Annotated in this window: 19 protein-coding genes; 1 reads left to right on the top strand and 18 read right to left on the bottom strand. The window is 65.1% G+C overall.

Annotated elements, in window-relative coordinates; genetic code table 11:
• Positions 1-123: 123 nt before the first annotated feature.
• The 15 genes from HZU84_RS18590 to HZU84_RS18520 all read right to left on the bottom strand — a co-directional run bounded on the left by HZU84_RS18590 (position 124) and on the right by HZU84_RS18520 (position 19431).
• Entirely contained in the window at positions 124-1161 is a 1038-nt protein-coding gene (locus tag HZU84_RS18590; RefSeq protein WP_149504326.1) for a tyrosine-type recombinase/integrase, read from the bottom strand.
• A gap of 337 nt (positions 1162-1498) precedes the next feature.
• Complete coding sequence (locus HZU84_RS18585; RefSeq protein ID WP_149504327.1) at positions 1499-1723, bottom strand: hypothetical protein; 225 nt, start codon at positions 1721-1723, stop codon at positions 1499-1501.
• A 2-nt stretch (positions 1724-1725) separates the two neighbouring features.
• Positions 1726-2100, bottom strand: coding sequence for a type I restriction endonuclease subunit M (locus HZU84_RS18580; RefSeq protein ID WP_149504328.1), 375 nt, complete (start codon positions 2098-2100; stop codon positions 1726-1728).
• A 358-nt stretch (positions 2101-2458) separates the two neighbouring features.
• Positions 2459-3010 (bottom strand): hypothetical protein, encoded by a 552-nt coding sequence (locus tag HZU84_RS18575; RefSeq protein WP_149504329.1) that lies wholly within the window; start codon positions 3008-3010, stop codon positions 2459-2461.
• A 4-nt stretch (positions 3011-3014) separates the two neighbouring features.
• On the bottom strand, positions 3015-3764 hold the full coding sequence (locus HZU84_RS18570; RefSeq protein WP_149504330.1) for a hypothetical protein: 750 nt from the start codon (positions 3762-3764) through the stop codon (positions 3015-3017).
• Between the two features lie 115 nt (positions 3765-3879).
• Positions 3880-4215: a TM2 domain-containing protein gene (locus HZU84_RS18565; RefSeq protein ID WP_149504331.1), complete on the bottom strand. Its 336-nt coding sequence runs from the start codon at positions 4213-4215 to the stop codon at positions 3880-3882.
• Between the two features lie 101 nt (positions 4216-4316).
• Positions 4317-4454 (bottom strand): hypothetical protein, encoded by a 138-nt coding sequence (locus tag HZU84_RS18560; RefSeq protein ID WP_180693065.1) that lies wholly within the window; start codon positions 4452-4454, stop codon positions 4317-4319.
• Between the two features lie 548 nt (positions 4455-5002).
• A complete protein-coding gene (locus tag HZU84_RS18555) occupies positions 5003-5776 on the bottom strand; it encodes an HNH endonuclease (protein ID WP_244954307.1) in 774 nt (257 codons plus the stop codon).
• Between the two features lie 205 nt (positions 5777-5981).
• Complete coding sequence (locus HZU84_RS18550; RefSeq protein WP_149504332.1) at positions 5982-9086, bottom strand: type III restriction-modification system endonuclease; 3105 nt, start codon at positions 9084-9086, stop codon at positions 5982-5984.
• Complete coding sequence (locus tag HZU84_RS18545; RefSeq protein ID WP_149504333.1) at positions 9087-12092, bottom strand: ATP-binding domain-containing protein; 3006 nt, start codon at positions 12090-12092, stop codon at positions 9087-9089. It lies immediately after the preceding gene.
• A gap of 70 nt (positions 12093-12162) precedes the next feature.
• Positions 12163-14049, bottom strand: coding sequence for a site-specific DNA-methyltransferase (locus HZU84_RS18540; RefSeq protein ID WP_223120900.1), 1887 nt, complete (start codon positions 14047-14049; stop codon positions 12163-12165).
• Positions 14050-14214: 165 nt separating this feature from the next.
• A complete protein-coding gene (locus HZU84_RS18535; RefSeq protein WP_149504335.1) occupies positions 14215-15015 on the bottom strand; it encodes a DUF4391 domain-containing protein in 801 nt (266 codons plus the stop codon).
• Complete coding sequence (locus HZU84_RS18530) at positions 15012-18266, bottom strand: helicase-related protein (protein WP_149504336.1); 3255 nt, start codon at positions 18264-18266, stop codon at positions 15012-15014. The genes HZU84_RS18535 and HZU84_RS18530 overlap by 4 nt, the downstream gene beginning before the upstream one ends.
• A gap of 244 nt (positions 18267-18510) precedes the next feature.
• The gene (locus HZU84_RS18525; RefSeq protein ID WP_149504337.1) at positions 18511-18762 is read right to left on the bottom strand and encodes a hypothetical protein; all 252 of its coding nucleotides are present in this window, start codon (positions 18760-18762) and stop codon (positions 18511-18513) included.
• 288 nt (positions 18763-19050) lie between these two features.
• The gene (locus HZU84_RS18520) at positions 19051-19431 is read right to left on the bottom strand and encodes a hypothetical protein (protein WP_149504338.1); all 381 of its coding nucleotides are present in this window, start codon (positions 19429-19431) and stop codon (positions 19051-19053) included.
• 73 nt (positions 19432-19504) lie between these two features.
• Between HZU84_RS18520 and HZU84_RS18515 the strand changes: the two genes are divergently transcribed.
• A protein-coding gene (locus HZU84_RS18515; RefSeq protein ID WP_375139044.1) for an IS5 family transposase occupies positions 19505-20310 on the top strand; the annotation gives its coding sequence in 2 pieces (ribosomal slippage) (positions 19505-19832 and positions 19832-20310; 807 coding nt in all).
• Between the two features lie 5 nt (positions 20311-20315).
• Here the strand turns inward: HZU84_RS18515 and HZU84_RS20755 are convergent.
• The 3 genes from HZU84_RS20755 to HZU84_RS18505 form a co-directional block, all read right to left on the bottom strand.
• Complete coding sequence (locus tag HZU84_RS20755; protein ID WP_256365854.1) at positions 20316-20438, bottom strand: hypothetical protein; 123 nt, start codon at positions 20436-20438, stop codon at positions 20316-20318.
• A gap of 118 nt (positions 20439-20556) precedes the next feature.
• Complete coding sequence (locus tag HZU84_RS18510) at positions 20557-21993, bottom strand: primase-helicase family protein (protein ID WP_149504340.1); 1437 nt, start codon at positions 21991-21993, stop codon at positions 20557-20559.
• A gap of 594 nt (positions 21994-22587) precedes the next feature.
• Complete coding sequence (locus tag HZU84_RS18505) at positions 22588-23556, bottom strand: hypothetical protein (RefSeq protein ID WP_149504341.1); 969 nt, start codon at positions 23554-23556, stop codon at positions 22588-22590.
• Between the last annotated feature and the right edge of the window lie 255 nt (positions 23557-23811).

The following is a 23811-nucleotide window of genomic DNA, read 5'->3' as shown; positions in this document are numbered from 1 at the left end:
CACCGCCTCCTGCTTGAATTCCAATGTGTAGCGCGCCCTCGGCGCAGCCTTCGGCTTCGTCATTTCCGCTCTCCTTGCTGACATTGCATCACTCAGCATGGGAGACGGTTTCTGGGGGCAAGGTCAGGCGCCGGAGTTCACGCAGGTAGCCGCGAAGGTATGCCGCAGGTCATGTACGCGCAGGCGGTCGATGCCAGCGCGCTTCAGGGCGCGCACCAGCACCCGGGTGGGCTGAGCCATCGGCTGGCCGGGCTTGGTGCCCGGAAAGATCCAGCCCCCCTGACCACGGCTGGGCAAGGATGCCAGCAGTTCCTTGGCCGCGGAGTTAAGCACCGCGTAGCGGGCACCGGTCTTGGTCTTCGGCAGATGCAGCAGACCTGCGGCCAGGTCCACCTGATCCCACTTCGCACGGATCACCTCATTGCGGCGCAGACCCGTGAGCAGCAACAGGCGTAGGGCACTGGCCGCCATGGTGTTCTTGTCTTCAGCCAGCGCTGCCTGAAAACGCGTGATCTCCTCAGGCGTCAGAAAACGCTCCGCTTTCTTCGGCTCCTTGAACTTCGACAGGCCGTAGCAGGGGCTGCGTTCGATCACGCCCCAGACCTGGGCCAGCTTGAACATCCGTGCCACGAGGCTGTGCACCCGGTTGGCGGTGGACTTGCTGGTCTTGTCGGCTACACGCGCGAGCAACTGCTGCACATCGCGGGTACTGATCTCGGAAATCTTCCTGTCACCCAGGACTGGGTAGACATGCACACGCAGCCGGCCGGCATCATCCTTATACGAAGCCTTGCGGGTCCGTGCATCGGGCATGTAGCTGTCTTCGCCGAACTGGCGGAAGGTCGGCATCACGGCCAGCGCGTCTCGGTCGGCCTGCGGGTCGAGTCCTCGGTCGATCTGGGCGCGCATTTCCAGGGCGGCCTTGCGCGCCTCGGTCACGTCGATGGCGGGGAACTCGCCGATCTTGGCCGCACGCTTCTGGCGGTTGATCGTGTACCGAAAGTAGAAGACCTTGCGACCGGCTTTGGACACCTGCAGCTTCAGGCCGACGACCTCGGTGTCGGAGTACTCGGTGCTGGTGGAAGGACTGGCCGCCGGGCAAGGCGGCAGCTTGGACAGGCTGCGGTGGGTGAAGGGGAAGCGGGTTTCGGTGTTGGACATGGCGATGGGCTCACAGGTGAAGTTCGAGCCGCTGGCGGCCTGGGACAGGACCGAAGTCGGGACCAGGGGCCAGGGCTGGAGCCGGGCGACTCCATCGGTTTGTTGGAAGGCTTTGCTGCGCAAAGGACCGGTGAGCGGACTGCTTGACCGATCCTCGGGAAGCCGGCGCCAGGGCGGTCGCCGCCCAGCAAGTCCGTTCCCCTGAGCCGCGGACGGGCTGCGTCGTAGCGCTTAGCCGTTGTCAGCACTGGGCCAAGCAGACCTGCCACCAGGTCACCCTGGCGGGCAGCGTCGCCCTGCGGTGCTTGTCCGGTCAGCGCAGGGCCATCACGGCGCGTCAGCCCGGCGGGCGGGCGCGGCGCTGCTGCTCGGCGCGCACCAGCGCCAGCGCGCGGCGTTCGGCCTCGTGCCGGGGCAGGCCGCCGTCGTACTCGAAGATGGCAGCGCGCTCCTCGAAGGCCTCGCGGTCACCCTCGTCGAACTGGGCGACCGCCCGGGCCACCGTGGCATCGAGCGGCTGGACGTAGCGGGGCTCGCCCTGGGTGTTGTCGGCGGCGGCCATGCTCAGTACTCCCGAGGCAGCAGGAGACAGGTGGACGAGCGATCCGCCTCAGACACGATCCAGACACGCTCGGCACCCTCCCCGCTTTCCCCGGTTCCGCCGGTATGGCTGGCCGGTGCCAAGGGCAGGACGTAGGCCGAGAGCACGCGATCGCCGTGCTGGACGGCCAGGTCGTTGGCGAGGGCATCGTCGCGGCACAGCTGGCCCCAGTCCCCTGCCACGTGACGCGACAGAAGCTCCGCCGGCTCGACGCCGTGGCGGGCCAGCAGTTCAAGCGCGCCGGGCGTGGCGACCACCTGGCCGAGCGCAAACAGCGGTTTCGACACCGCCAGCAGGACCACCGGCTTGTCGCCGAGGTCGGTTGTGGTTTGGGACATGGTGTCCTCCAGAAAGTCGAAGGCCCCGGGCGCTCGCTGCGCCAGGGGCCAGGGTGAATGACGAGGTCGCCGGGGGGGCTGCGGGAGACACCCCTTAAGGGGGGGTGTCTCCCGTCAGGGGTCCCGGTCCAGCGTGGGGAAAGTGGGGAAACTGGGGGTGACGGTGCACGGCAGCCGTCCAGCAGGTACGCATCTGCACAGGCACCCAGGTGCACGAGCGGAACTGGGCACACGAGGTGCGCGATGCCGATGCGGAACACAGGTCAGCCGCTGGCCGACCACCAGGCGCACGATCTCCAGGTGCCGGTCGTGGCAGGCCGCCATGTAGCGGCCGTCAGCGTCGCGCACGGCCTGTCCCTCAGCGCAGCGCGTAGGCCGCGCAGCGCCAGATGGCGCTGGACAACTGGCGGTCGTAGTCGGTCAGCGCCGGGCCATGCTGCGCCTGGCCGGGCAGGCGCAGTTCGCTGGCGTACTTCTGCACCCAGGCCAGGATGCCCACGTTCTGGCCGCTCAGCCCGGACGTGCGCACGGTCGCGGCCAGCCAGTGACCCGGGGCGGTCGGCAGCTCGCCCAGCTCGGACGCCAGGACGGTGAGCCACACGCCCGCCCGGGCCATGCCGGCTTCGGCCATGCCCTCCGGGAAGTCCAGGTCGAACGAGGCGCGGAAGCTGCCACGCCGGGGCGAGTAGGCCATCAGCGCCAGCGGGCTGGAGCCGAGCAGCAGATGCGGCCCGGACTGCAGGAACACGAGGCAGTCGTGCACCTGGTCGAGGTCCACGTCGTATTCCCGGGCCCAGTCAAGCAGTGCCAGCTGGGCGCCGTGATCGTCGTCCGGGGCGTCCAGGCCGACGAGGTGGAGGTCCTTCGCGGTGACCTGGGCGAGCCAGCGCGGGGGGGCGGTGCTGGACATGGCGTCACTCCTTGCCCTTACCCCGACGGCGGCCCCGGTGGCTCGCACCCTCCCCAGGGTCCACCTCGGGGTGACCCGTGCCCTCCTCGGGGTCAGGACTGGCCTCGGCGGGCGTGTCCTCGGTCGGGGAGGTGTGGTCCCCCTCCCCGCTGGCGCTGTCGGTAGCCTCGGCCTCCCTGGTTTCCCCGTTCTCCCCAGCTTCTTCGGACAAGCCGGCGTCGGGCGCGACGAACGCCGCGCCCTTGTCCTTCTTCAGGTGGGCCGCCTCTTCCTTCAAGCGCACCTGGGCCAGCTCGCCCGGGGTGGCCAGCTGCTCGGCCGTCCAGGTCTGCCAGCGCTCCAGGTCCAGCAGGTCGAAGCGCTTGGCCGGGTCGCGTCCTAGCAGCCCCTCGGCCACCAGCACCGCCGCGAAGAAGCCGGCGTTGCAGACGGACTTGCCGACGATGGCGCCTTGCAGGGCGCTGCCGCGCAGGGGCTTGTTCGGGTCGCGGCTGGCCACGGCCCGGGCCAGCTTGTCCACATGCACCGGCTCGTCGGAGAACGAGCCGGAGCCGCTGTTGGTGATCACACGTAGGAAGACGCGGCGGCGCTCGGGATCGAGCAGGGTTTGGTAGACGATGTGACCGTGGGCGCGCAGGCCCAGCTTGCCGGCGTTGGCCTGGCGCACCAGCAGGAAGTGCTCGGGCAGGTCGGCAGGAAGGACGGTACGGGTCTGGAAGGCGGGGCGCACGGGCGCCTTGGCAGTCTTGCTCATATTGAACTCCAGAAGGCCCGGGCGGGTGCGGGCCAAGAAGGCGAGAAGCCCCCTGGGCCTGCGGGCCGAGGGGGCTTCGTCGGGGTGGAGGAACTGGGGAAGGCGGGGGGCGGCGTCAGTGGCCGTAGGCGATGACGTTGCCGGCCGCGTCGGTGAAGCGGCCCCTGGCGATCTGGATGAAGTCCCAGAGCAGCCAGAAGCCGAAGCCGCCGAAGGTCAGCAGCTGGGCGATGCCGGTGCCGATCTTGCCGACGTAGAAACGGTGCACGCCGAGAAAGCCGGCGAAGAAGACCAGCACGAACAGCACCGGCCAGGACTTGCCGTGCGGGCCCGGCACGAAGGCCGGGCTGGGCGCAGCAGTCACGGCACGTTGAGGGGCCCCGCAGTGCGGGCAGGTGGTCGCGGACTCGTGGATGCTCTTTCCACAGCCGCGACAGAAGACCATCGACATGGTGACTCCAGGGCAGGTGGGCCTGGGCACCCTGCCCCGGCCCAGAAAGCGAGAAGCCCCCGGGGTCCGAAGACCGAGGGGGCTGGTGGGGCGGGCTGTCGTCAGCGCAGGTGGACGGTCACGGCACGATCGGTGGTGCAGGTGGCAGCGATGATCAGCAACGGCACAAGCACGGGCGCCCAGGGGCCAGTCAAAACGACGGGAAAAGCGGCACGGACGGCGGAAGACAGGAACGACATGGGTTCTCCTCGGTCAAGCGGACGTGGAAACGCCCCTGGCGGGAAGGCCACGGGCGCGGTGTGGCACACGCGGTACCGGGGAGATGAGATGCGGTTGAGCGTGCCGGCTGTGACGGCCAGGGCAGGAGCACGGGCGCAAAAAAAACAAACCCAGGTCACGCCGACCTGGGCTTGCTCGAAGGGCGCAACACTGACGATTTTTTGAGCCCAGCAGCGTTGCCAAAGACTCTGGTTCTCCCGGCCGAGGGTGGCCCTACGGCCCTTCGGGGGCGTGGTCCAGGGCGATGACATCTGGACGAGGCCAGGGGCTGCCACGCTGTACCCGCTCGGCCAGGGAGAACGTCGTGGGGCGCCAGCGCTTCACCGCCTCACCGTGGCAAGTGACCGGCAGATGCCAAACTCGGTGAGGCATGCCCCGTTCTGAGGCACGCCTGACATGCTCAAAGAAGCCGCTTCCGGCACCGAAACCCAAGGTGAACCCCAAGCAGCCCCCGCCCGGCCTCTGGACCGAACTGGACTGTCTGCCCGTCTAGCCGCCAGCCAACGCCTCACCGCCTGAAGAGCTGCATCCGGGCACGGCGATCGTCCTCGCTCGGTCGGTCCTCACTTTTGTCGGGCGGTGTGATCCTCCTCGCGCTGGTCACCAACTGCTTGTAGTACGGGTCTGCAACCTCAGACGACAGCACGACATTGCCGAACTCATCCACGCCAAGCAGGTGCAGGTCGTACAGGGTGTGCAGGTCAGCCCGAAGCAGCAGACCGTTCCGGGTGTCGTAGTTCGGCTCCACGGCGTGCGGCCGGATGTGCGTAGCCTCCAGCAGTGCCTCAACCCGGCAGCCTGAGATGCAGCACCGCCGGCCGTAGGCGGCCAGCAGCCGCGCTCGGAACTCCGCCTGGCCGCGCCTTGCCTTGATGGCGCCGTACCTCACGGCATCTTCTGGCCAGCCCTGCTGCTGCGCTTCTGAAGCCAGCGTCTCTGGCTCGGTTGTCGGCGCAGCGGCAGCAGTCTCGAAGAGCTTGCGCAACTGTTCCACGTCGGCCGGCTGAAGTGCTTGGAAGCTGGTTCCACCGCTGCCCATGCGCTTGAAGAACGCAGCGAACCAATCCTGGTCGCTGACCACAGGCGAATCTGGCATCCACAGGCCTGTGCTGCCCTCCATGCGGTTGAAGCCAGCGACCACCTGTGGATCGGCCTCGACCACGAAGGCGTAGACGAAGCGGTAGCGACCTGGGCTGCTTATGCCTAGGCGCCGTAGAAGCCAGACCACGTCCCCCTTGCGAACGGGTTGGCGCGTGGCCTCCACGCTGGATCGGGCCAGCATGCGGCTGGGTGTACTTTGGTTGTCGGCTACCTCTTCTGCTTTTTCGTAGCGGAAGAAGTGGCGGCGGTTGCTGTCGAAGATCAGCAGCGTTCTGAAGGTTCACGGCGCGTCCGTGCGGGCCACGCTGCCTGCAGGCGCACGTGCCTCGCGCTTCAGCGCCTCACTGTGGCAAGAAGTGGCCGAGCGCCAGGCCCGGTCTGCTGCTTCACGAGGTGGTCTGCGCCCTCTCCACCAGCCCCGCCACGTCCTTGAACTTGTCGTAGATCGCCGGGTTCTCGCCCACGGCCAGCGCCTTGAAGTGGGCGCGGCCACATTCGATCTTGGCCGCCTCGGCGTTGCGCAGGTCGCTGCCGAACAGGCTGCTCTTGGTTTCCACCACGAAGTACAGGCGGTCGCCATCGGGCGTGGTCACCAGCACGGCCCAGTCGGGGTTGTAGCTGCCCAGCGGCGTGGGCACCTTGAACCAGCCGGGCAGCTTGGCGTAGACCTTGATCGCGTCGTTCTTCTCCAGCTGGTCGGCGAAGTCGCGCTCCACCTCGGAGTCGTAGACCACGTGCTGGTACACCGAGCGCTGGGTGTCCTGCAGCATGTTCTTCAGGTAGCCGGTCAGTTCCTCCCGCTCCAGCAGCTCCTGCGCGTAGTACTCGTCGTCGCCCAGGCGCTGGTAGCGGATGCCGTCCACCAGCACGATGCGCTTGCAGCGGTTGATGGCGTCGGCCACGATCTCGATGAACTGCTGTGGGTTGCGCTTGAAGTCATTCAGCCGCGCGCTCTCCACCAGGATGCGGCCGATGCTCTTGCGCGTGAGCTGGGTGCGGTTCTGCAGTTCGGTCAGGATGTCGGGCAGCTCGATGTCGCCCTCATCCAGCACCACCACGGTGGCACCGCCGCGCTCCTGCGCCACCACACCGGCCTGGCCAATCTCCATGCCGGCCTTGCGCCACTGCAGGCGCACCTTGCTGATGGGCGGCGCCGCGATCACGGCGGAGATGCAGTCACGGATCAGGCGCTCGTTGTCGAAGTGCACCCGGTACGTGGTCTTGTACTTGATGCGGTCCCACAGCGCCTTGAACTCGGGACTGTCCAGCACAGCACGCCGCACCGGCACGCTGCGGCGCTCGTCGGCGTTCTTGATCTCCAGCTTGCCGGCCACCTTCTTCAGCAGCTCCAGCACCTGTGCACGCTGTGCCTCCAGTTCGGGGGGCAGGCTCAGGGTGTTGTCCTTCAGCGCCTGGCGCAGGCCGTCTTGCACCTTGCCCTTGGCATCGATCAGCTTCTGCGCACGCAGGTGCTCGGCCAGCACCTTGGACGCGTCGAAGCCCAGCGGCTTGCTGCTGCCGTCCGCCTGGCGCACGGCCACGCCGGCAAACAGGTGATCCGGCACCACGCCAAACTGGAAGCCGTCTTCCTCGATCTCCTTCTGCAGGTTGTCGGCGAACTCCTGGTAGCTCTCGTTGGCGATCACGGTCAACGTGTTCACCTCGAAGCCGCGCAGGCGCAGACCCTCCTGGTTCACGCACAGGCGCAGGCCGCGGCCGATGGTCTGCCGGCGCCAGCGCTCGGTCTGCCGCGCGCTGAAGTTGCAGATCTGGAAGACGTTGGGGTTGTCCCAGCCTTCCTTCAGTGCCGAGTGGCTGAAGATGAATTTCAGCGGCGATGAGAAGCTGAGCAGCTTCTCTTTGTCGCGCATGATCAGGTTGTAGGTGTCGTCGTCAGCGGCGGTGCTGCCGCTGGTGTCCTTCACCATCTCCACCACCTTGCCGGCCACCTTCTTCTTGTCGATCGAGAAGTAGCCGTTGTGCACCTCGTGCGCGGCGGCGCTCAGGTCGATCTCGTTGAACAGGCTTCGGTAGTCGGGGTGCTGGGCCCAGCGCTTGTACTCTTCCTCGAAGATCGTGGCGTAAACGCCCTTCTGCGGGTTGCCCTCGGCGTCGTACACGCGGTACTTGTCCACCGCGTCGATGAAGAACAGGCTCAGCACCTTCACGCCCATAGGGCGCAGGCGCTTTTCTTTGTCTAGGTGCTCCTTGATCGTCCGGCGGATCATCTCGCGCTGCACGGCCAGCGGCTCTACGCCGCCCCAGCTTTCGTCCACCGTCAGGTACTGCTGGCCGCCGGGCACGTGCAGTTCCATCAGGGCTTCGGACTTGGGGCCACCCTTTCCGCCTTTGGTGGCCGCACGCAGGGTGCCCACGCGCATGTTGGCGTAGATCTCTCGGCCGGTGGTCTGCTCCAGATCGTCGCCGTCCTGCACCACCACGTCCTTGCGCTGCACGCTGCCGGCGCGGCCCAGCACGTCCAACTCCACGATGGCCGTCACCACGCCGCGCTTGTTGCTGATGCCCACCAGCTTCACGTAGGGCTTGTTGAAGCCCTGTTCCACCGTGGCCGAGGCCACCTCGATCTGCTTGACCAGCTTTTGCTCGTATGCGTCCACCGCGTCCAGGCGGTAGACCATGTTGTGCTTGTCCACATGGGTGGCCGAGTAGCGCAGCGTGCACAGCGGGTGCATGCGTGTCATGGCCTTCTTGCCCCGGCCGTCGATGCCGCCGTCCACGCTCTGCGGCTCGTCCACGATCACGATGGGCCGAGTGGCGCGCACCAGGTCGATGGGCTTCTCGCCGCCCGTCTTCTCGCTGGCGCGGTACATCACGTTCTTGCTCTTCTCGCGGCGCAGCGCCTCGTCGGCCTCTTCGGCCGCCGCCTCCTGCTCGTCGCCGAACTTGTTGATGGCGCCGACCGTGATCACCATGATCTGCACGTTCGGGCTGGTTGCGAAGTTGCGCACCTGCCCCAGCTTGCCCGAGTCGTACTGGAAGAACTCGTAGCCCTTGGCGCTGGGGTACAGCGTCTCGAAGTGCTCGCGGGTGATCTGCAGCGTCTTGTTCACGCCTTCCTTGATGGCCACCGAGGGCACCACGATCACGAACTTGGTGAAGCCGTAGCGTCGGTTCAGCTCGAAGGCCGTCTTCAGGTAGACGTAGGTCTTGCCGGTGCCCGTCTCCATCTCCACCGTGAAGTCGGGAGACAGCTTGGTGGTGGGCGGCAGGCCATTGCGCAGCTGCACCGCGCGCAGGTTGTCCTCGATCTCGGTATCCAGCAGCGTCAGGCGGTTGCCAATGCCGCCTTGCTCGGTGGCCAGCATGCCTTCCAGCGCGCCCTGGGCCGCTGAGGCGTCGTCGTAGGTGCGCGCGGCGCGTACCGTCACCGTGAACTCGGTGCGGCACACCTCCTGGCCGTGGAACAGGTCAGCCACGGCCTCGATGGCAGCGGCCTGGTACGGTAGATCGGCTTCGAAGTGAAGTTTCATTTATTGGGCGCCAGAGGCCGAATGTGAATCAAAGGTAGCCATCAGCTCGGCGAGTTTTGGCGACGGGGACGCCTTCCGACTCAAGAGCGCGAGCGAACGCCTGGCGCGGGTCACGCCAACGTACAACCGGTTCACCTGGGATGGGTCACTGAGATCGAAGCGGTCTACGTTGGCGATCACCACCACGTCGAACTCAAGTCCCTTCGCGTTCGCCACGTCAGCAAAGTGCCGAACGTGGCGACGAGCCAGGTTCACCTTCTCGGACAGCTCGGCATCGATCAGCAATTCACGCAGCCGGGCGTCGAGTCTCTGAAAGCTCGCTGAAGCTTGCACGGCGGTCGGAAATAGCACGGCGACAGTCTGGTGTCGCCTGGCTGCGCGCAAAGTTTCGATGATGGCTGCATCCATATCAGCCTCCTTCGGGCACGCCACAAGTTGGGGACGCGCAATCGGGGAGTCCGTCTCGGCCACCCGCGCCAACAGGACGTCTGATGGCATCGGATCGCCGTGGAACTGGGCTCGAAAGATCGCGCTGAACAGTGCCAGGCCAGGAGCGTCAGTCTGGCGAAGGTTCTCAGTCAGTTTCGCACTGGCAACACTATGTCCCGGGAAGCACGCCCGCACGTCGATGGTCGACCCGTGGTGAAGCTTCTGCGCCAAGTCGCCGACAACGGTGATGGCGCGGTACTTGGGGTTCGCCTGCTCGACCATCAGGAAGACTTGTTGTTCGGTGAAGTCCTGAACCTCGTCTACAAAGACCGCCTGGTAGAAGGTCGCCTCCCTGAGGGCTGGCAACCCACCTTGCTTCAAGCCCCGACTCAGCAGGTGCCCAACACACAGCAGCAGATCGATGTCATCGTCCGCCAGCTTGAATTGCGCCAGCTGGGCCTTGATCTTCTTGGCCAATTCCGGCTTCGGAAAGTGCTTCGCCGATGCGGTGAGGACGTCAAGATAGAGGTCAGGCAGTGCCGCCAAGGGGCGGAGGAGGCTGCGCCGGACGAACCGGTGGAACACAGTGTCTGGCGTGGCGTAGCGTGGCTGGCCCGGCTGCTGAGGTTCCTGTACGGCCTCACCGTCTTCCTCGGCCTCGTCTTCGTCCGCACGCTCGGCTTCCACCGCCATCAGCTTCAGCTTCACACGCCCCCAACCGACATCCCGAGGAAGACGCCGAAGAGAGCCTTCCTGCAGCACGTAGATACGGTCTGTAGCTTCCGGGAGCAGTCTCAAGAAGAGGTGGCCGACGTCGGACACCACACCTCGGAAGTTCTGCCCGGAAGCATCTCGAACCAGAACTTGGCCTGCATCGAGTTGCCCCTTGGTGTCGTCACCCCAAACGACGGGCTCTCCCGCGAGGGTCCGCAATTGAATTGATTGGTCAATCGGCCCTGCGCCGTCCACGAAAACCAAGCGCTGCCCGGTGCGCAGAAAAAGTGCGGCCTTCTTCGCAATCAGTTGCCGGGCGAGGCTGTTCTCGTCCGCCGCAAACAGGGTCTCGCCTGCGACGATGGTCCAGATCAGCTTCGAGCCCATGACCTGCTTGCGAACGTCCGAGATCACGTTCACCAGTCGCAGCGCCAGACGATCCAGCGCAAACGCTCCTTCGCGTGGAGGGTCACGCAGTTCATCTGCCAGCTCTGCGATACGGGCACGAAGCGCGCCCAAGGCAGGCGCCATCACACGGTCGACCTTCGGGCGCTCTTGTTCTTGGTACTGGGACTCGATCTCCGCCAGCGTGGGCAGGCTCTCCAGCATCAGATCAGCCAGCCTCCGCGCCATGGCCTGATCCGTGGCGCGCAGCCAGGCCATGGTCGTAGCCTCATGCCCGTCTCGGCTTTGCGGGAGCCCCACCCAACGACGTCCTGCCACCGGGCTGTAAGTCAACTTGCGATGGTCCCGAAGTCGTGTCTGGAGTTCTTTGAACTCGTGAACTGGCAAGTCGGGCAGATCGATGCGGCGGCAGGTCTCCTGCAGGTACTGAATCAGTTCCCCTGTCCGAACAAAGCCGACACAGCTCTCCTGCGAGAACTGACCCGCGTACTCTGCAGACCAGTAGTCTTGGCCCTGTCCAAGGATGTCCCTGAAGATCCGTTCGTCAACGACATTGGCTGCGTTGAAGGTGGTCAGCATCTTGGTCCGGCCCAGGGCTGCTGAGGTCTTGCCGGAGCCAGCAACCCCTTCAACGAACATGGGACCGATGGGTGACCTCGCGATGATCTGGTTCTGCTCAATCGTCTGGTGAGTGAAGAACCGCTCGCTCAACCCGTAGTAGTCCTCCAGCTTTGCAGGGGGGCTGTCTGGATTCCACTCGTCATCAGTTTCCGCTAGGACGTCGGCAGGCTCAGAGTCGGGCTCGTCGATGACGGCAAACTCAGCAATCGGGATCTCGACGGGAGGCGGCGCAATGGTTGCGGGCACCTCTGGCTCCACGACACCGGGCTGCTCGACCTGCGCTTCGGGCTTGGGTTCCGGCGCCTTCGGCTTCGGCTTACGCAGCCGCTCCAGGTATCCACGAAGGTCTTGAACACTGCCGGCGCCTTCATCGCCCGTGACGCCCATCCGCAAAAAGTTGCGGACATTCGGCTCGAACTCCGGCCCACCAAAGCGCTCGAACGAGCGCACTTCCACAACTCTGTAGTCACCCCACAGCTTGCTGCGGCTCTCGTAGCCTGGCTGCACGAACGTGACCAGTCGGCCTTGCGGTGAGTGAGGTGTGCAGTAGCCGGAAGAACTGTTCGGGTAAGTCGCCTCATTGGGACTCAGACGGAACGTCAGCCGACCCTGCAACTCGGTATCGATGACCACGGTCTTCGCGTACGCGTTCTTGCGCAGCAGTCTGTACGCAGGTGCGAGCGACGTTGCGACATAGCCATAGCTGTCAGCCATGCCGCCCAGCACATTCAAGTGCTTGTCCTCGTAGAGCATCCGATCGGCGTAGTCGATGACGCCGGCCAAAACTGCCAGCTCTTCCGCTGTGTACTCCCGCTTGTTCCCGTCGCTCAGTGCCATCTCTTCTCCTCCCTGTTGGTCAACTGCTGCCCCTGAAACGTGGTCAGAGGCGAAATCACGAATCCAGTGCTCAGAGGCTTCGAACCTTGGCGATGCCGTGCTGTTCGAGGATGGCGGCCAGGTTGGTCTTGGCCACGTCGTTCTCGAAGGCACTGTCGCGGAACACGCAGGTCACCTCGCCAGCGGTCTGCTGCTCGCGGTGCCATGCCACGATCCCCAGCGCCAGCGGTTCGGCATCGGCCACGGTGATCTGCTCGTCCAGGCAGGCCAGCAGCACGCCGCCGCCGATGCTCTGTACCGTCTTGCCAGCGATGAGCTTGGGCTCGATGGGCACACAGAGGTTCAGGCCCAGCTTGATCAACATCTCGTAGAGCACGTCGTCATCGCTGCGACCGGTCACCACATGTTCGAGGTGATCGAGTAGTGACTTAGCTAGGTCGTCCCGCTTCGGCGCCCACGCCGCGATGTTGGATTTGTCGAGCTTAAAGACACGGAATCCAACATCTCCGCTGAATAGTGGATTTTCGGCTTTTGCTTTTGCCCCCGCACGCAGGATCCGCTCTCTAGTGATAGACGAAATTTTCGTGAAATCCAAGCGGTCGGTGGGTTCCGGCAGCTGCACAAGAATAAACCTGCGACAACCTTGATCACGAGAGTTCATCCGGATTAGTGCATCTGCCAGAGACCCTGAGCCAGCAAAGAAATCCAATACAACCGCGTCCTTTTCAGCGGCACCGATATTGAGTAGGTGCGAAAGAAACTTGGTTGGCTTCGGGTTGTTGAATATTTTTGGCCCCAACAAAGCGTCTAGTTCTTGGGTCCCATCCCGATTTCGACCATATTCCTTTTCAACCATCAGGGTTCTTGGCGTAACGCCGTCCTTGGGCTCCCAAGTTCGGGTGTAAACACGCCACTGGTCAGTCTTGTCCTTCTGAAAAATCAACTCCGCAGCCCTTGTTTGAACTGTTTCTTTACCCCAGCGCCAACTGGTTGTTGGATTGGCCGGATTTGGCTGTGGTGGGCGGATAAAGGTTCCATCAGGACATTCAATTGGGAAGTCCATTGACGAGTTATACGTCAAGCTTGTCTTATCAAGACGCTCCAGATAGTAGCGACGCCCGCCTTCAGAACGGTTGTACTTTGCCGTCATCGCAGGGCTTTCATGCTGCACAGAAGCTATGCCTGCAGCCGCCGAGTCCTTAGCAAAGCAAATCACATACTCATGCTCGGCCGCGACATGCCCACTATCATCGCCACCTCCCGCTTTTCGCTTCCAGATGAAGTTTGCGATGAAATTTTCTTCGCCGTATATTTCATTGAGTAGACGTCGCGCGTTCTCGAATTCACCATCATCGATACTAACGAAGATAATTCCATCATCACGCAGCAGTTGCCTGGCCAGCCTCAATCTTGGATACATCATGTTGAGCCAGTCGGTGTGGAACCGTCCGCTGGCTTCGGTGTTGCTGCTGATCTTTCGACCGCCTTCTACCTGGCACGTCAGCTCCAAATAGTTCTTGATGTTGTCTTTGAAGTCATCGGGGTAAACGAAGTCTTTGCCAGTGTTGTACGGCGGGTCGATGTAGATGAGCTTGACCTTGCCGGCGTAGCTCTTCTGCAGCAGCTTCAGCACCTCCAGGTTGTCTCCCTCGATCATCAGGTTCTGGGTGGTGTCCCAGTCCACGCTGTCCTCGGGGCAAGGGCGCAGCGTGCCGGTGCTGGGGGTCAGCGCCAACTGGCGCGCGGCGCGCTTGCCGTGCCAGTTCAGGCCGTACTTCTCGTCGGCGTCGGTCACGGTGGCGTCGCCCACCAGGGCCTTCAACACGTCCACGTTGATGGCCGGGCCCGTCTTGCCCTCGGTCACCAGCTCCGGGAACAGCGCGCGCAGCTGGGCGAGGTTGTCTGCCGCCAGGTCGGCGCTTTGGCTTTCGGGGGCGCCGGGTTCGATCTTTTCGATGGGCATGGTGTTCTTCTCAGTTCGTTGTGGTCTTGGCCGAATGGGTGGCCCTGCTCGCGGCATTGGCCGCAGCGGCGTGTGCTTGCCCCGGTGAGGCATGAGGCAACACCGGGAGATGATGGAAAGGAACGGTAGCGGCCGAGAAGCTCATGGGGTGAGCCAGCATCACGCGCCCCCCATGTTCAGGCGCTGCTGAAGTTCCTGCAGCTGGGCCTGGCCGGCGCGCAGCTCTTGGTTCAGCGCCACCTGGCGGGCCAGCTGGCGCTCCTTCTGCGCCTGGGTGCGCAGTTGCTGCAGCCGGGCCTGAAGTTCGCGGCACTGCTGCAGCGCCTGGTGGCGCTGGGCGGCCTGCTCGCGGGTGGGGCTGGGCTGGAAGCGGCCGGTTTCGCGGGCGATGTCCAGCGCGGCCACGGTGTCCATCCAGCCCTGGTAGAGCGCGTGCAGGTCGGCCTGGGGCTGCCGGGCCAGCGCGAAGGCGGCGCAGAAGTCAGCGCAAGCATCGGCGCCGAGGGCGGCCGCCCCAGTGCGCGGGGCCGGCCCTGGCGGCAGGGTGACCGCCATCAGCTCACCGTCCAGCACCATCTTGTCCGCCTCGTTCTGCGAGCGGCGCAGGTGCACCAGCGACAGGCCGATGCCGGCGTCCGAACTGGTCAGCAGAAGCACGGGGTACGGCACAGCGCGGTGCAGCAGCTCCACCAGCCGGCCGGGCTTGGTGCCAGGCTTCAGGCTCAGACGTAGCACGGCCAGTTCCAGGTACTGGCGGTGCGCGTCCTCGTAGGCCGGCACGCCGATCAGGTGTGGCTTCAGGGCCGCCAGCCAGAAGACCTCGTCCACCCCGTCCTGAATCTGGCGCCGGTCGGCGGGCGTGGCCACCTCCTGCTCGGCCAGCAGCTTCTTGGGCACGCGCTGGTTCACGCGCGTGGCCTCGGGCAGGCCAAGGGCCCCGGTCAGGTCGTCCAGCGTCATGCGGAGGCCGCCTGCGTGCCGCCAGCCTGCGCTGTGCCTTGTGAGCCTGGCAGCACCACCATGTAAGCCAGCACCTCGAAGTCGTTCATGCCGGCGAACTCGCCCTTCATGGCATGGGTGCCACCGGGCGAGAACAGGCTGGCCACCGCGCGCTCTTCGCTCTTGCCCGCCACGGAGGCTACGGCAGCGGCCAGCAGGTCTTGCGCGTGGCGCATGTCCTCGCCCTGGCGGGTGGCCTTGGCGTGGCGTGCCACGGCCCCGGCGTCGGGCAGATCGCGGCCCATGCTCAGGCGCTTCAGTCGGTCGAGCGCGTGTTTGGCCTGGGTGTAGGGCAGCAGCACTGAACCCTGCTCGCCCACGTGCACCAAGTAGACCGGGGCCAGCGGGTAGCCGGGGTCCACCGCCTTGGCCGCCGCAGCGCCTTCGGCACGCAGGCAGAAGAGGATGCCCGGCGGCACGTCAGCTTCGTGCGTGGTGGTAACCGCGCAGGCGCCCAGCGGCATGGCTTCCAGCTTGCCGGGATGAGCCTTCAGGTAGCGGGCCAGGTCGATGCGGAAGTCGGTCAGCGTCAGGTCGGTGATGGACACGCCGCTGGACAGGTCTTCCAGGTCGATCACCGCGTCCTGCAGCTTCAGCAGTTGCTTTCGGCGGTACTCCAGGTCGTTCATCGGGTCGCCAGACTGCTGCTCGATGATGTTCTCTTCGCCAGTGGCCGAGATGTCCAGCAGCACCATGCGCCCACTGACGCGCTGCTCCAGGCCGATGTACTCCTCCAGCTCCATGTTGGGCCAGAAGTTGACCAGCTGGATGCTGGTGTTGGGCGAGCCGATGCGGTCGATCCGGCCGAAGCGCTGGATGATGCGCACCGGGTTCCAGTGGATGTCGTAGTTGACCAGCCAGTCGCAGTCCTGCAGGTTCTGGCCTTCGCTGATGCAGTCGGTGGCGATCAGCAGGTCCAGCTCGCCCTCGGCGGCCAGGCTGGCCGGCCGCTCCTTGGACCGGGGGGAGAAGGCCGTGAGGATGGTGGACAGATCCTTGCGCAGCGCGGGCAGGGTGGACCGGTTGCGGCCCGAGCCCGTCACCAGGGCGGCTTCGACCTTGAGCTGCGTCTTCGCCCACTCTGCCAGGTGGTCGTACAAGTACTCGGCCGTGTCGGCGAAGGCTGTGAAGACGATGATCTTGCGGTTGCTGGCGTTGATCGGGTTGCGCACCTTCTCGGCGATCAGGTCGCGCAGCTTGCCCAGCTTATCGTCACGCGCGGCATTCACCTGCAGCGCGGCTGCGTTCAGCGTGGCAAGGCGGTTGCGATCTTCCGTCAGGTCCTGGCGCCAGCGGGCGAGGTCAATGTCGCTGAGCAGCACCTTCACCTTGCGACCCACCAGCAGGGGCTCGAAGGCCGGGTCGTCAATGTCAATGTCAGCGATGTCGATCTCGTCAAACTCGTCCTCAGCGCCCGAGCTGCCGGCCTTGTACGAAGCCAGCCGCGCCAGCGTGGCGTCCACGTCCTTCAGTTGCCGGCCTACGGTCAGGCCGAAGGACCAAACCGAGCTTTCCATGCGCTTGAGCAGGTTCACGCGCATCAGGTGGATCAGGCTTTCTTCGCGGTCCACCTGGCGGAAGATGCTTTCGCCGCCCCGGATGGCGGTGCTGTACTTCTCGTCGTACGCGGCCAGCCGCCCTTCCTTGACGTAGCGCAGCGGCGCATAGCTGGCCAGCTTCAAGCGCCGGATCTCCAGGTTGATCTCTTTGATCGACTGGAACTCGCCGGCCTTGTCCACGTCGGCCTTGATGTTGACCGGCGGCAGGCGGCTGGGGAAGCGGCCCGTCTCGGCCGTGCCGTAGTACTTCTCGATGTGCCGGCGCGAGCGCGCAATGGTCAGGTGGTCCAGCAGGCTGAAGTAGTCGAAGCCCAGCATCTCCACCAGCAGCTGGGGCGTCTTCTCGGCCTCGGGTAGCTCCAGCCAGCGGTTGAAGGCCTTCTGAGCGCGGCGCGTGGTGCTGTCGATACTGGCGATGCCGTGGTCGAACAGAGCCGTGTCATCGCCCTCGGTCACGAAGGCGATCTGGTTCTTCAGGTCGGCCAGGCGGTTGTTGACCGGCGTGGCGGAGAGCATCAGCACGCGGGTTTTGACACCCTCGCGGATGATTTTGCGCATCAGCCGGTCGTAGCGGGTCTCGGCCCCCTGCTTCGGCGTCTTCTTGTTGCGGAAGTTGTGCGACTCGTCGATCACCACCAGGTCGTAGTTGCCCCAGTTGATGTGCGCGAGGTCGATGTCGCCCGACAGGCCGCCATCACGCGACAGGTCGGTGTGGTTGAGCACGTCGTAGTTGAAGCGGTCGGACGCCAGGACGTTGCGCTGGTCGTTGGCCTTGTAGAGCGTCCAGTTGTCGCGCAGGCGCTTGGGCGCCAGCACCAGCACGCGGTCGTTTCGCAGCTCGTGGTACTTGATGACGGCCAGGGCCTCGAAGGTCTTACCTAGGCCCACGCTGTCCGCGATGATGCAGCCGCCGAAGCGTTCCAGCTTGTCGATGGCGCCGACCACGCCGTCGCGCTGGAACTTGTACAGCTTCTTCCAGACGACGGTATTACGGATGCCAGTGGCGGCCTTGACGATGCGGTCCTCGTCCATGTCCTGGCTGTCGGCCTGGAACAGGTGGTAAAGCATCGCGGCGTAGATACTCATCGGGTCGCGCGGGTTGGCCAGCTCGTCGAGCTGTGCTGCGAACGCCGCGCGAGCCTCGGGTGCGGCAGGCAGTGCCGCCCATTGGGCATCGAACCATTGCGCCAGCATCTGCGCTTCCTCGCGCGATTCCGAGGCTTGGATGAAGCTGAGCGGGTTGCCCGGTGTGAGACCAAGCCCGTCGGTGCTGAGCCCGAACGAGCCGTGCACGGCCTGCAGCGGCGCGCCTGGAGGCACCCTGACCACGGCCAAGCCTTGCGGGATGGCGCTCGGTGCACGGCGAACCTCGGCCTTCGCGCGGATCCACTCCGCCATGAGTTTGGCCAGGCGAGGAGCCTGCAGCCGGTTCCGCGCAGGACGATCCGCTTCGCTACCCAGCAGTGCCAAGTCGGCCTTGTCGTCGGGCAACACCACGCGGGCAGCCGCAAGCTGAGCTGCGCCCTCTCGCAGCGCCTCGAACGCGAACAGGGATGCTGCTGGGGTCAGCAGATCAAGTTGTGTGCCCTTGTTCAGCTGAGGCTGGATGAGATCGAGCACACGGTCGGTACCCGCATTGCGGACGAGTTTCATTTTTCCTTGGCTCCCTGCAACACTTTACCGAATCGATCCTCGGCCTCAGAAACTGGGCCGGCCAACACGTGCAGATTGCCGAAATCTGACATCCGGCCCCACCGAAGCACTGAGGCACCCGTGGCCACCTCGCCTCGGATGGCGCAACGCCTCGCCCGGCGGCCACCGGGCGAGGCGTTGCTGTTGTCTTGCGTTGGTTGCGTCGCGGGCACGCCTCAGTGCTGCTGAGGCCTGCCCTTGACGTTCACGCCGGTGTCTCCGGCTGGGTCTGGTCTTGCGGCTGCGACTGCTCGGGGGCAGGGTCAGGCGGCAGCTCCGAAGGCGCGGTGGCAAACGCGTGCGCGGCTGTCACCAGCTTGATCGCGATCTCGCGGTCGGGGGGAAGCGCACCCGCGATCGACCGAATCTCGGCAGGCTTGGTCACCACGACACGCCAGATCTTCTGGGCGGTGCGGCGCAGCAGCTGCGCCAGTTCCGCCTGGAGCTGGCCGGCCACGAACGGCGGTCGCGCGAAGCCCTGCAGCTTGACCCTGACCGTGTACGTGCTGTGGCGGTTGCCAGCGCGCTGCGCCGTCGGCCTGTCACCCCGTCTTCCAGCTCGCTTGAGAGGCCGCTGTCCCACTGAGGCACCGAGGCACCGGGGCAGGTCTTGCCTCGGAAGCAGGCACGCCTCGCCCGGCGGCCACCGGGCGAGGCGTTGCTATGGCGTTGTGCTGCTTGGCGTCGAACCTGCTCGCCTCGGTGCCTCGTGTCTTCGAGGTCGCTGCGGCGGCCGGTCTGGGGTTCAGAACGCCAGGATTGCGTCTTCGATCGCGGTCAGCACCAAGTCTGCCGCCTGCTTCTGATCGCGCATGGGTGCGCCCTTGGGCATGCGCCCTTTGCTGGTCGGAGGACACCGGTTCTCGCTAATGCGGCAGACCAAGTGATCCAGTTCGTCGTCGAGATAGTACTCATGCTCCTCGGCGACCAGCACGTCAGCGAGGGTCACCATGGGCTCGCAGGACACCAGGGTGCGGTACTGGCCAGGAAAGCCCTGGGCAGACTGGATCGCCACGATGCCACTCACCTGCATGACCGCACGCACGATCCCGTCGTGGTGGAAGACGACGACGTCGGTGTTCGGCTGGGGGATCACGCCGCTGGTCGTCATCAGCTCGACCAGCATGAAGTGGTTACGAGAGTAAGAGCGGCCAACAAAACACAGTCGACGCCATCGCTGTCTGAATCGTTGAAGGCTGATGAAAGACAAGGAAGTCAGCGCTGCGCTGTGGGAGAAGTTGGAGCCGTTGCTGCCTGAGGCGCCGCCGCGCTCGGCCCAGGGCGGCAGGCCGCGGGTGGACGACCGGCGGGCCTTGAACGGCATCCTGTTCGTGCTGCGAACCGGGATTGGGTGGGAACACCTGCCGCAGGAGCTGGGCTACGGCAGCGGCATGACGTGCTGGCGACGGCTGAGAGCCTGGCAGGCTGCGGGCGTGTGGCACCGGCTGCATCTGGCGTTGCTGGCGGAGCTGCGGGGCGCGGGTCAGCTCGATTTCAGTCGAGCGTGTGTGGATGGGGCCAGCGTGGCCAGCCCCCGGGGGGCGAGTTCACGGGGCCGAACCCGACGGACCGGGGCAAGCTCGGCAGCAAACGCCACCTTGTCACCGACGGCCCAGGGGTGCCGCTGATGTTCTGCGTGACGGGGGCGAATCGGCATGACTCGGTGGTGTTCGAGGAGCTGATCGATGCGTTGCCGGCGGTGGCGGGGCTGCGGGGGCGTCCTCGACGGTGGCCCGACAAGCTGCATGCCGACAAGGGCTACGACTTCGAGCGTTGCCGCAGCCATCTGCGGGCCAGGGGCATCAAGGTGCGCATCGCGCGCCGAGGTGTCGAGAGCCGGGAGCGACTGGGGCGTCACCGCTGGGTGGTCGAGCGCACCCATGCGTGGCTGGCAGCGTTTGGCAAGCTGCGCGTCCGATTCGAGCGCCAAGTTGAGACGCACGTTGCCTTGCTCAGCCTGGCCTGCTGCGTCATCTGCCTGCGCACGCTGATTCGGTTTTGTTAGTTGCTCTAAGGCAGGCCGGTCTGATCCAGGTCGGTGAGGTAGTGCGTGACGGTCTTGCCGATCACGTTGGTGGTGTCCTCGGACTCCAGTAGGGCTGCCTTGGGCTGCAGGGGGCGGGGGTAGGTCATGGTGGTCGTTCCTCGTTGTGGCGGGTCTGGCCTGCGCGTGGGTCTTGCCCTGGCGGGCGTGGCGCTTCCCGCCTGATGGCATCCCGAGGCCGGGAGGCCTCGGGACTCGCTGCTGTGCTTAGAGCTGCGGGGTTTCCCAGTCTTGGCCGCCCTGTGCGGGGGCCTGGCGCTGGTTGGGGCGCGGACGGTCCAGGCCGCTGCCGTTGGCGCTGGTCGGCGCCACAGGCACCGGCAGGCCCGGCTTGCGGTAGGCGCGGGCGATGTCGCTCTCCAGCCGGCCGACCCAGCTGTCCACGTTACGCACGGCCCAGACGCGGGGCTTGCGGGTCGAGCCGTCGCTCTCGGTCAGCCGGCACTGGCCGAGGGCAGCGCCTTGCACCTGCTGCAGGAACGCGGCGACTTGGCGCACAGTGAAGCGCGGGCCGCGCTGGCTGTTGAGGTACTCGACGACGTCCGAGGTGACCACCAGATCACCGGTGAAGGGCGCTTCACCGGCCTCGAACAGTTCCTGCAGCAGTTGATGCTGGTCGGACATCGACTCTTGAATCAGCGCCTCGCGCGACGCGTTGGTCGGCGGCGCGGCGTTGGGGTTGAAGTCCGTCAGGTCGAAGTTCTGGAGGTAGTGCAGCGTGTGCGCGGCGCCTTCACCCTGCATCCAGGCGGCCAGCGTGGCGTAGTACTCCTGGGGCTGCCGCTGCGCGCGGGAGATCCAGACGAAGTACCGGCGGTCGTCACGCTCCAGCGGCAGGGCCGCGTGGTCGTTGCTGAACATCAGCAGGTTCGTGCGGTTCGCGATCGGGATGGCAGGAACGTTCTTCCGGTTCAGGAAGATCGTCGGCGAGGTGATCAGGCCCTTCAGCATGGCCCGAGCCGCCTTGGAGACCGCCGACGAGAACTCGTTGATGATGATCAGGTGAGACTGGGCGTAGTCGTTGAACTGGGACGTCAGGCTGCTCGCGTCGATCGAGGCGGTGTTGTGCGCGCCGATGAGCGAACTGAAGAACTCGCCCAGCAGGCTCTTGCCGATGCCTTGGCCTCCGATAAGCAGCGGCGCGCACATCAGCTTCTGCTCCGGCTTCTGGATCATGTGCGCCATGAAGCTGGTGAAGAAGGTGACGGCCGTCTGATCCTGATCGAAGATCAGATTCAGGTGCTTGATGAGGGGCGTCACGTCACCCGCCACAGGCGCCAGGTTCGGCGGGCTCCACAGGTTCAAGAAGGTGGTGCTGTTCTCGTCGACGAAGACTCGATCGAGGCCGGGCTCGAAGGCCACGGTGTCGACCTTCATGAGGCCGCGCTCAGCATGCAGCAGCTCGGCGACGAGCTCCGACACATCGTCGCCGGTGACGGAGAACCGGCGTGCCAGCGAGGTCAACGACAGGAACTGCCCGGTCATGATGTTCATGACCTTGTCGACATGGCCGACGTAGACGTGCGAGTCGCGGGCTTGTGCCACGGGCGAGAGGGGTTGCTGCACCTCGGGTTGCCCAGCCACGGTGGAAGCCGCTTCGGCGATCGCGGTGCGCTGCTGGTTGAAGGTGTTGTCGTTTGCCATTTGATAGGCCTTTCAAGGTCGAATGAATACGAATTGCGGTCGGCTCCGCCAGCCACGGCCCTGTGGGTGGTGGCCGGCGGACTTCTGGTGTCGAGTGAAGGGCTGCTCGTGCCAGCCAGACGCCTCGTGTTCTGGCTGGTAGGGCTGCGGAACCGCTGTCATTGCGGTGCGGCTTCGTGACGGCTGGCGGCCTTCTTCGCTTCCGTTCACGACCTGCAGTGCAGGTTGGCCCTCGGGGGTGGCCGGAGGTGCGTGCCAGCTGGCACGGCCTTGCGGTATGGGCGATCAGCGTCAGGCTCTGATCGGGATGGACTTCGCGCGTCTCGCGCGCCACAGCTGCTTTGCTGGGTCCGCCAGGACATCCATCTGGCGTGATGATGTGGAACTGACGCTGCACATCTGCGCCGGCGGTTCCGGTTTTGGCTTCGCTACACGTCTGGGCTTCGGTACTCCTCTTGCGTTTTCGCTGAAGGGAACCGAATGGTAAATTTCCTTGAAAAATACCTCACGCGAACTTCGGGCGCTGATTTCTTCGAAGTTCGCAACCCACCACCCCGGGGTGCAGTTCGTTCGTGGAGCGGCTGCTTGGAGCGGCTACCTAACCAGGTGCGGAAGCCAGACGCCCGCCTTCCATGGCGCTTCGGCGTGAGTGCGGGCGATGACGTAAGACACATCCTCCCGACGAACGACGTTCTCCTGCTTGCGATCGAGCGCCATGCCGATCAAGCTCTTCAGCGTGTCGTCGCGCCGGTAGTGATCGGCAATGTCGTGGGTGTCCAGCAGGCTGCGGAGGACATCCGGCGTGCCATGTCGGAAGGTCCTGAAGCAGCAGTCTGCGAGGTCCAGGATCAGCTCGCGTCGATCGCCGGACTCGCTGGCGCTTCCGTTGGCGAACGGGTCGACCGGCTGTGCGAGTACTTCGGCTAGATGCCGGGAGAGACTATCCACGCCGTCTAGCAGTTCGTGGAGGTGCTTGACTGCCGACGGCGACATGCGGTCGAGAAGGTAGGCGTCGGTCAACAGCAGCCGGCCTGCAACCAGATAGTCATCGCTCGCGTCGATAAACTTGGATCGCCTGTCGCGGCGTTTCTGCTTGTTGGGCACAAGCCCAGGGAATACTGTCCGCGCGATCAGGCTGACATATCGTCCGAGGAACCAGCAGGACTGCAGCCGAAACTGAGCATCGCGAACTTGCTGCACGTCCACGTTCTCTTCGCCGGTGAGGAACTGGCTGTCCAGACCATCGAAAACGCCATCCGCGCGGTCCTGTTCGACCTGAAGGCTGTGCAACTGCTCAATGGCGGTGGACAGGACGTGCCTGTCGACCGAGACCCGTGTCAGCCAGTCGCAGCCCCACAAGGACTGGTGCAGGTTGTCGATGGCGCTCCGCACTTCCAGCCGGAACGGCGCGCCTTCGCTGCCTGAAACCAACTCCAGGGCGCGCATGCCGTCCTTGAAGCGCCTCTGGAACTCCCGAACGTCGGAGGCTGTTGGCGTCGCGCCTGGCTGCGGGGATCGTGTGCCGGACATTTCTTTGGCCGAAGTCGTCTTGAACGACGACATCGGCCGTGCCGCAGCGGGCTTGAGTGCTCCCGTGGCTCAACACTCACTGAGGGCGTGAGGCACCCCAGTGCGGGGTGTCGGCGCGGTTGCTGTTGGCTGTGTTCATGGCCGTCTCTTCTCGGGTGGTGTGACCTTGCCCCCAGAAACCGTCTCCCATGCTGAGTGATGCAATGTCAGCAAGGAGAGCGGAAATGACGAAGCCGAAGGCTGCGCCGAGGGCGCGCTACACATTGGAATTCAAGCAGGAGGCGGTGC

Source organism: Sphaerotilus sulfidivorans, from assembly GCF_013426975.1.
Classification (GTDB): domain Bacteria; phylum Pseudomonadota; class Gammaproteobacteria; order Burkholderiales; family Burkholderiaceae_C; genus Sphaerotilus; species Sphaerotilus sulfidivorans.
The sequence above is the reverse complement of the archived record's forward strand: the minus strand, read 5'-3'. Positions and strand labels throughout refer to the sequence as shown.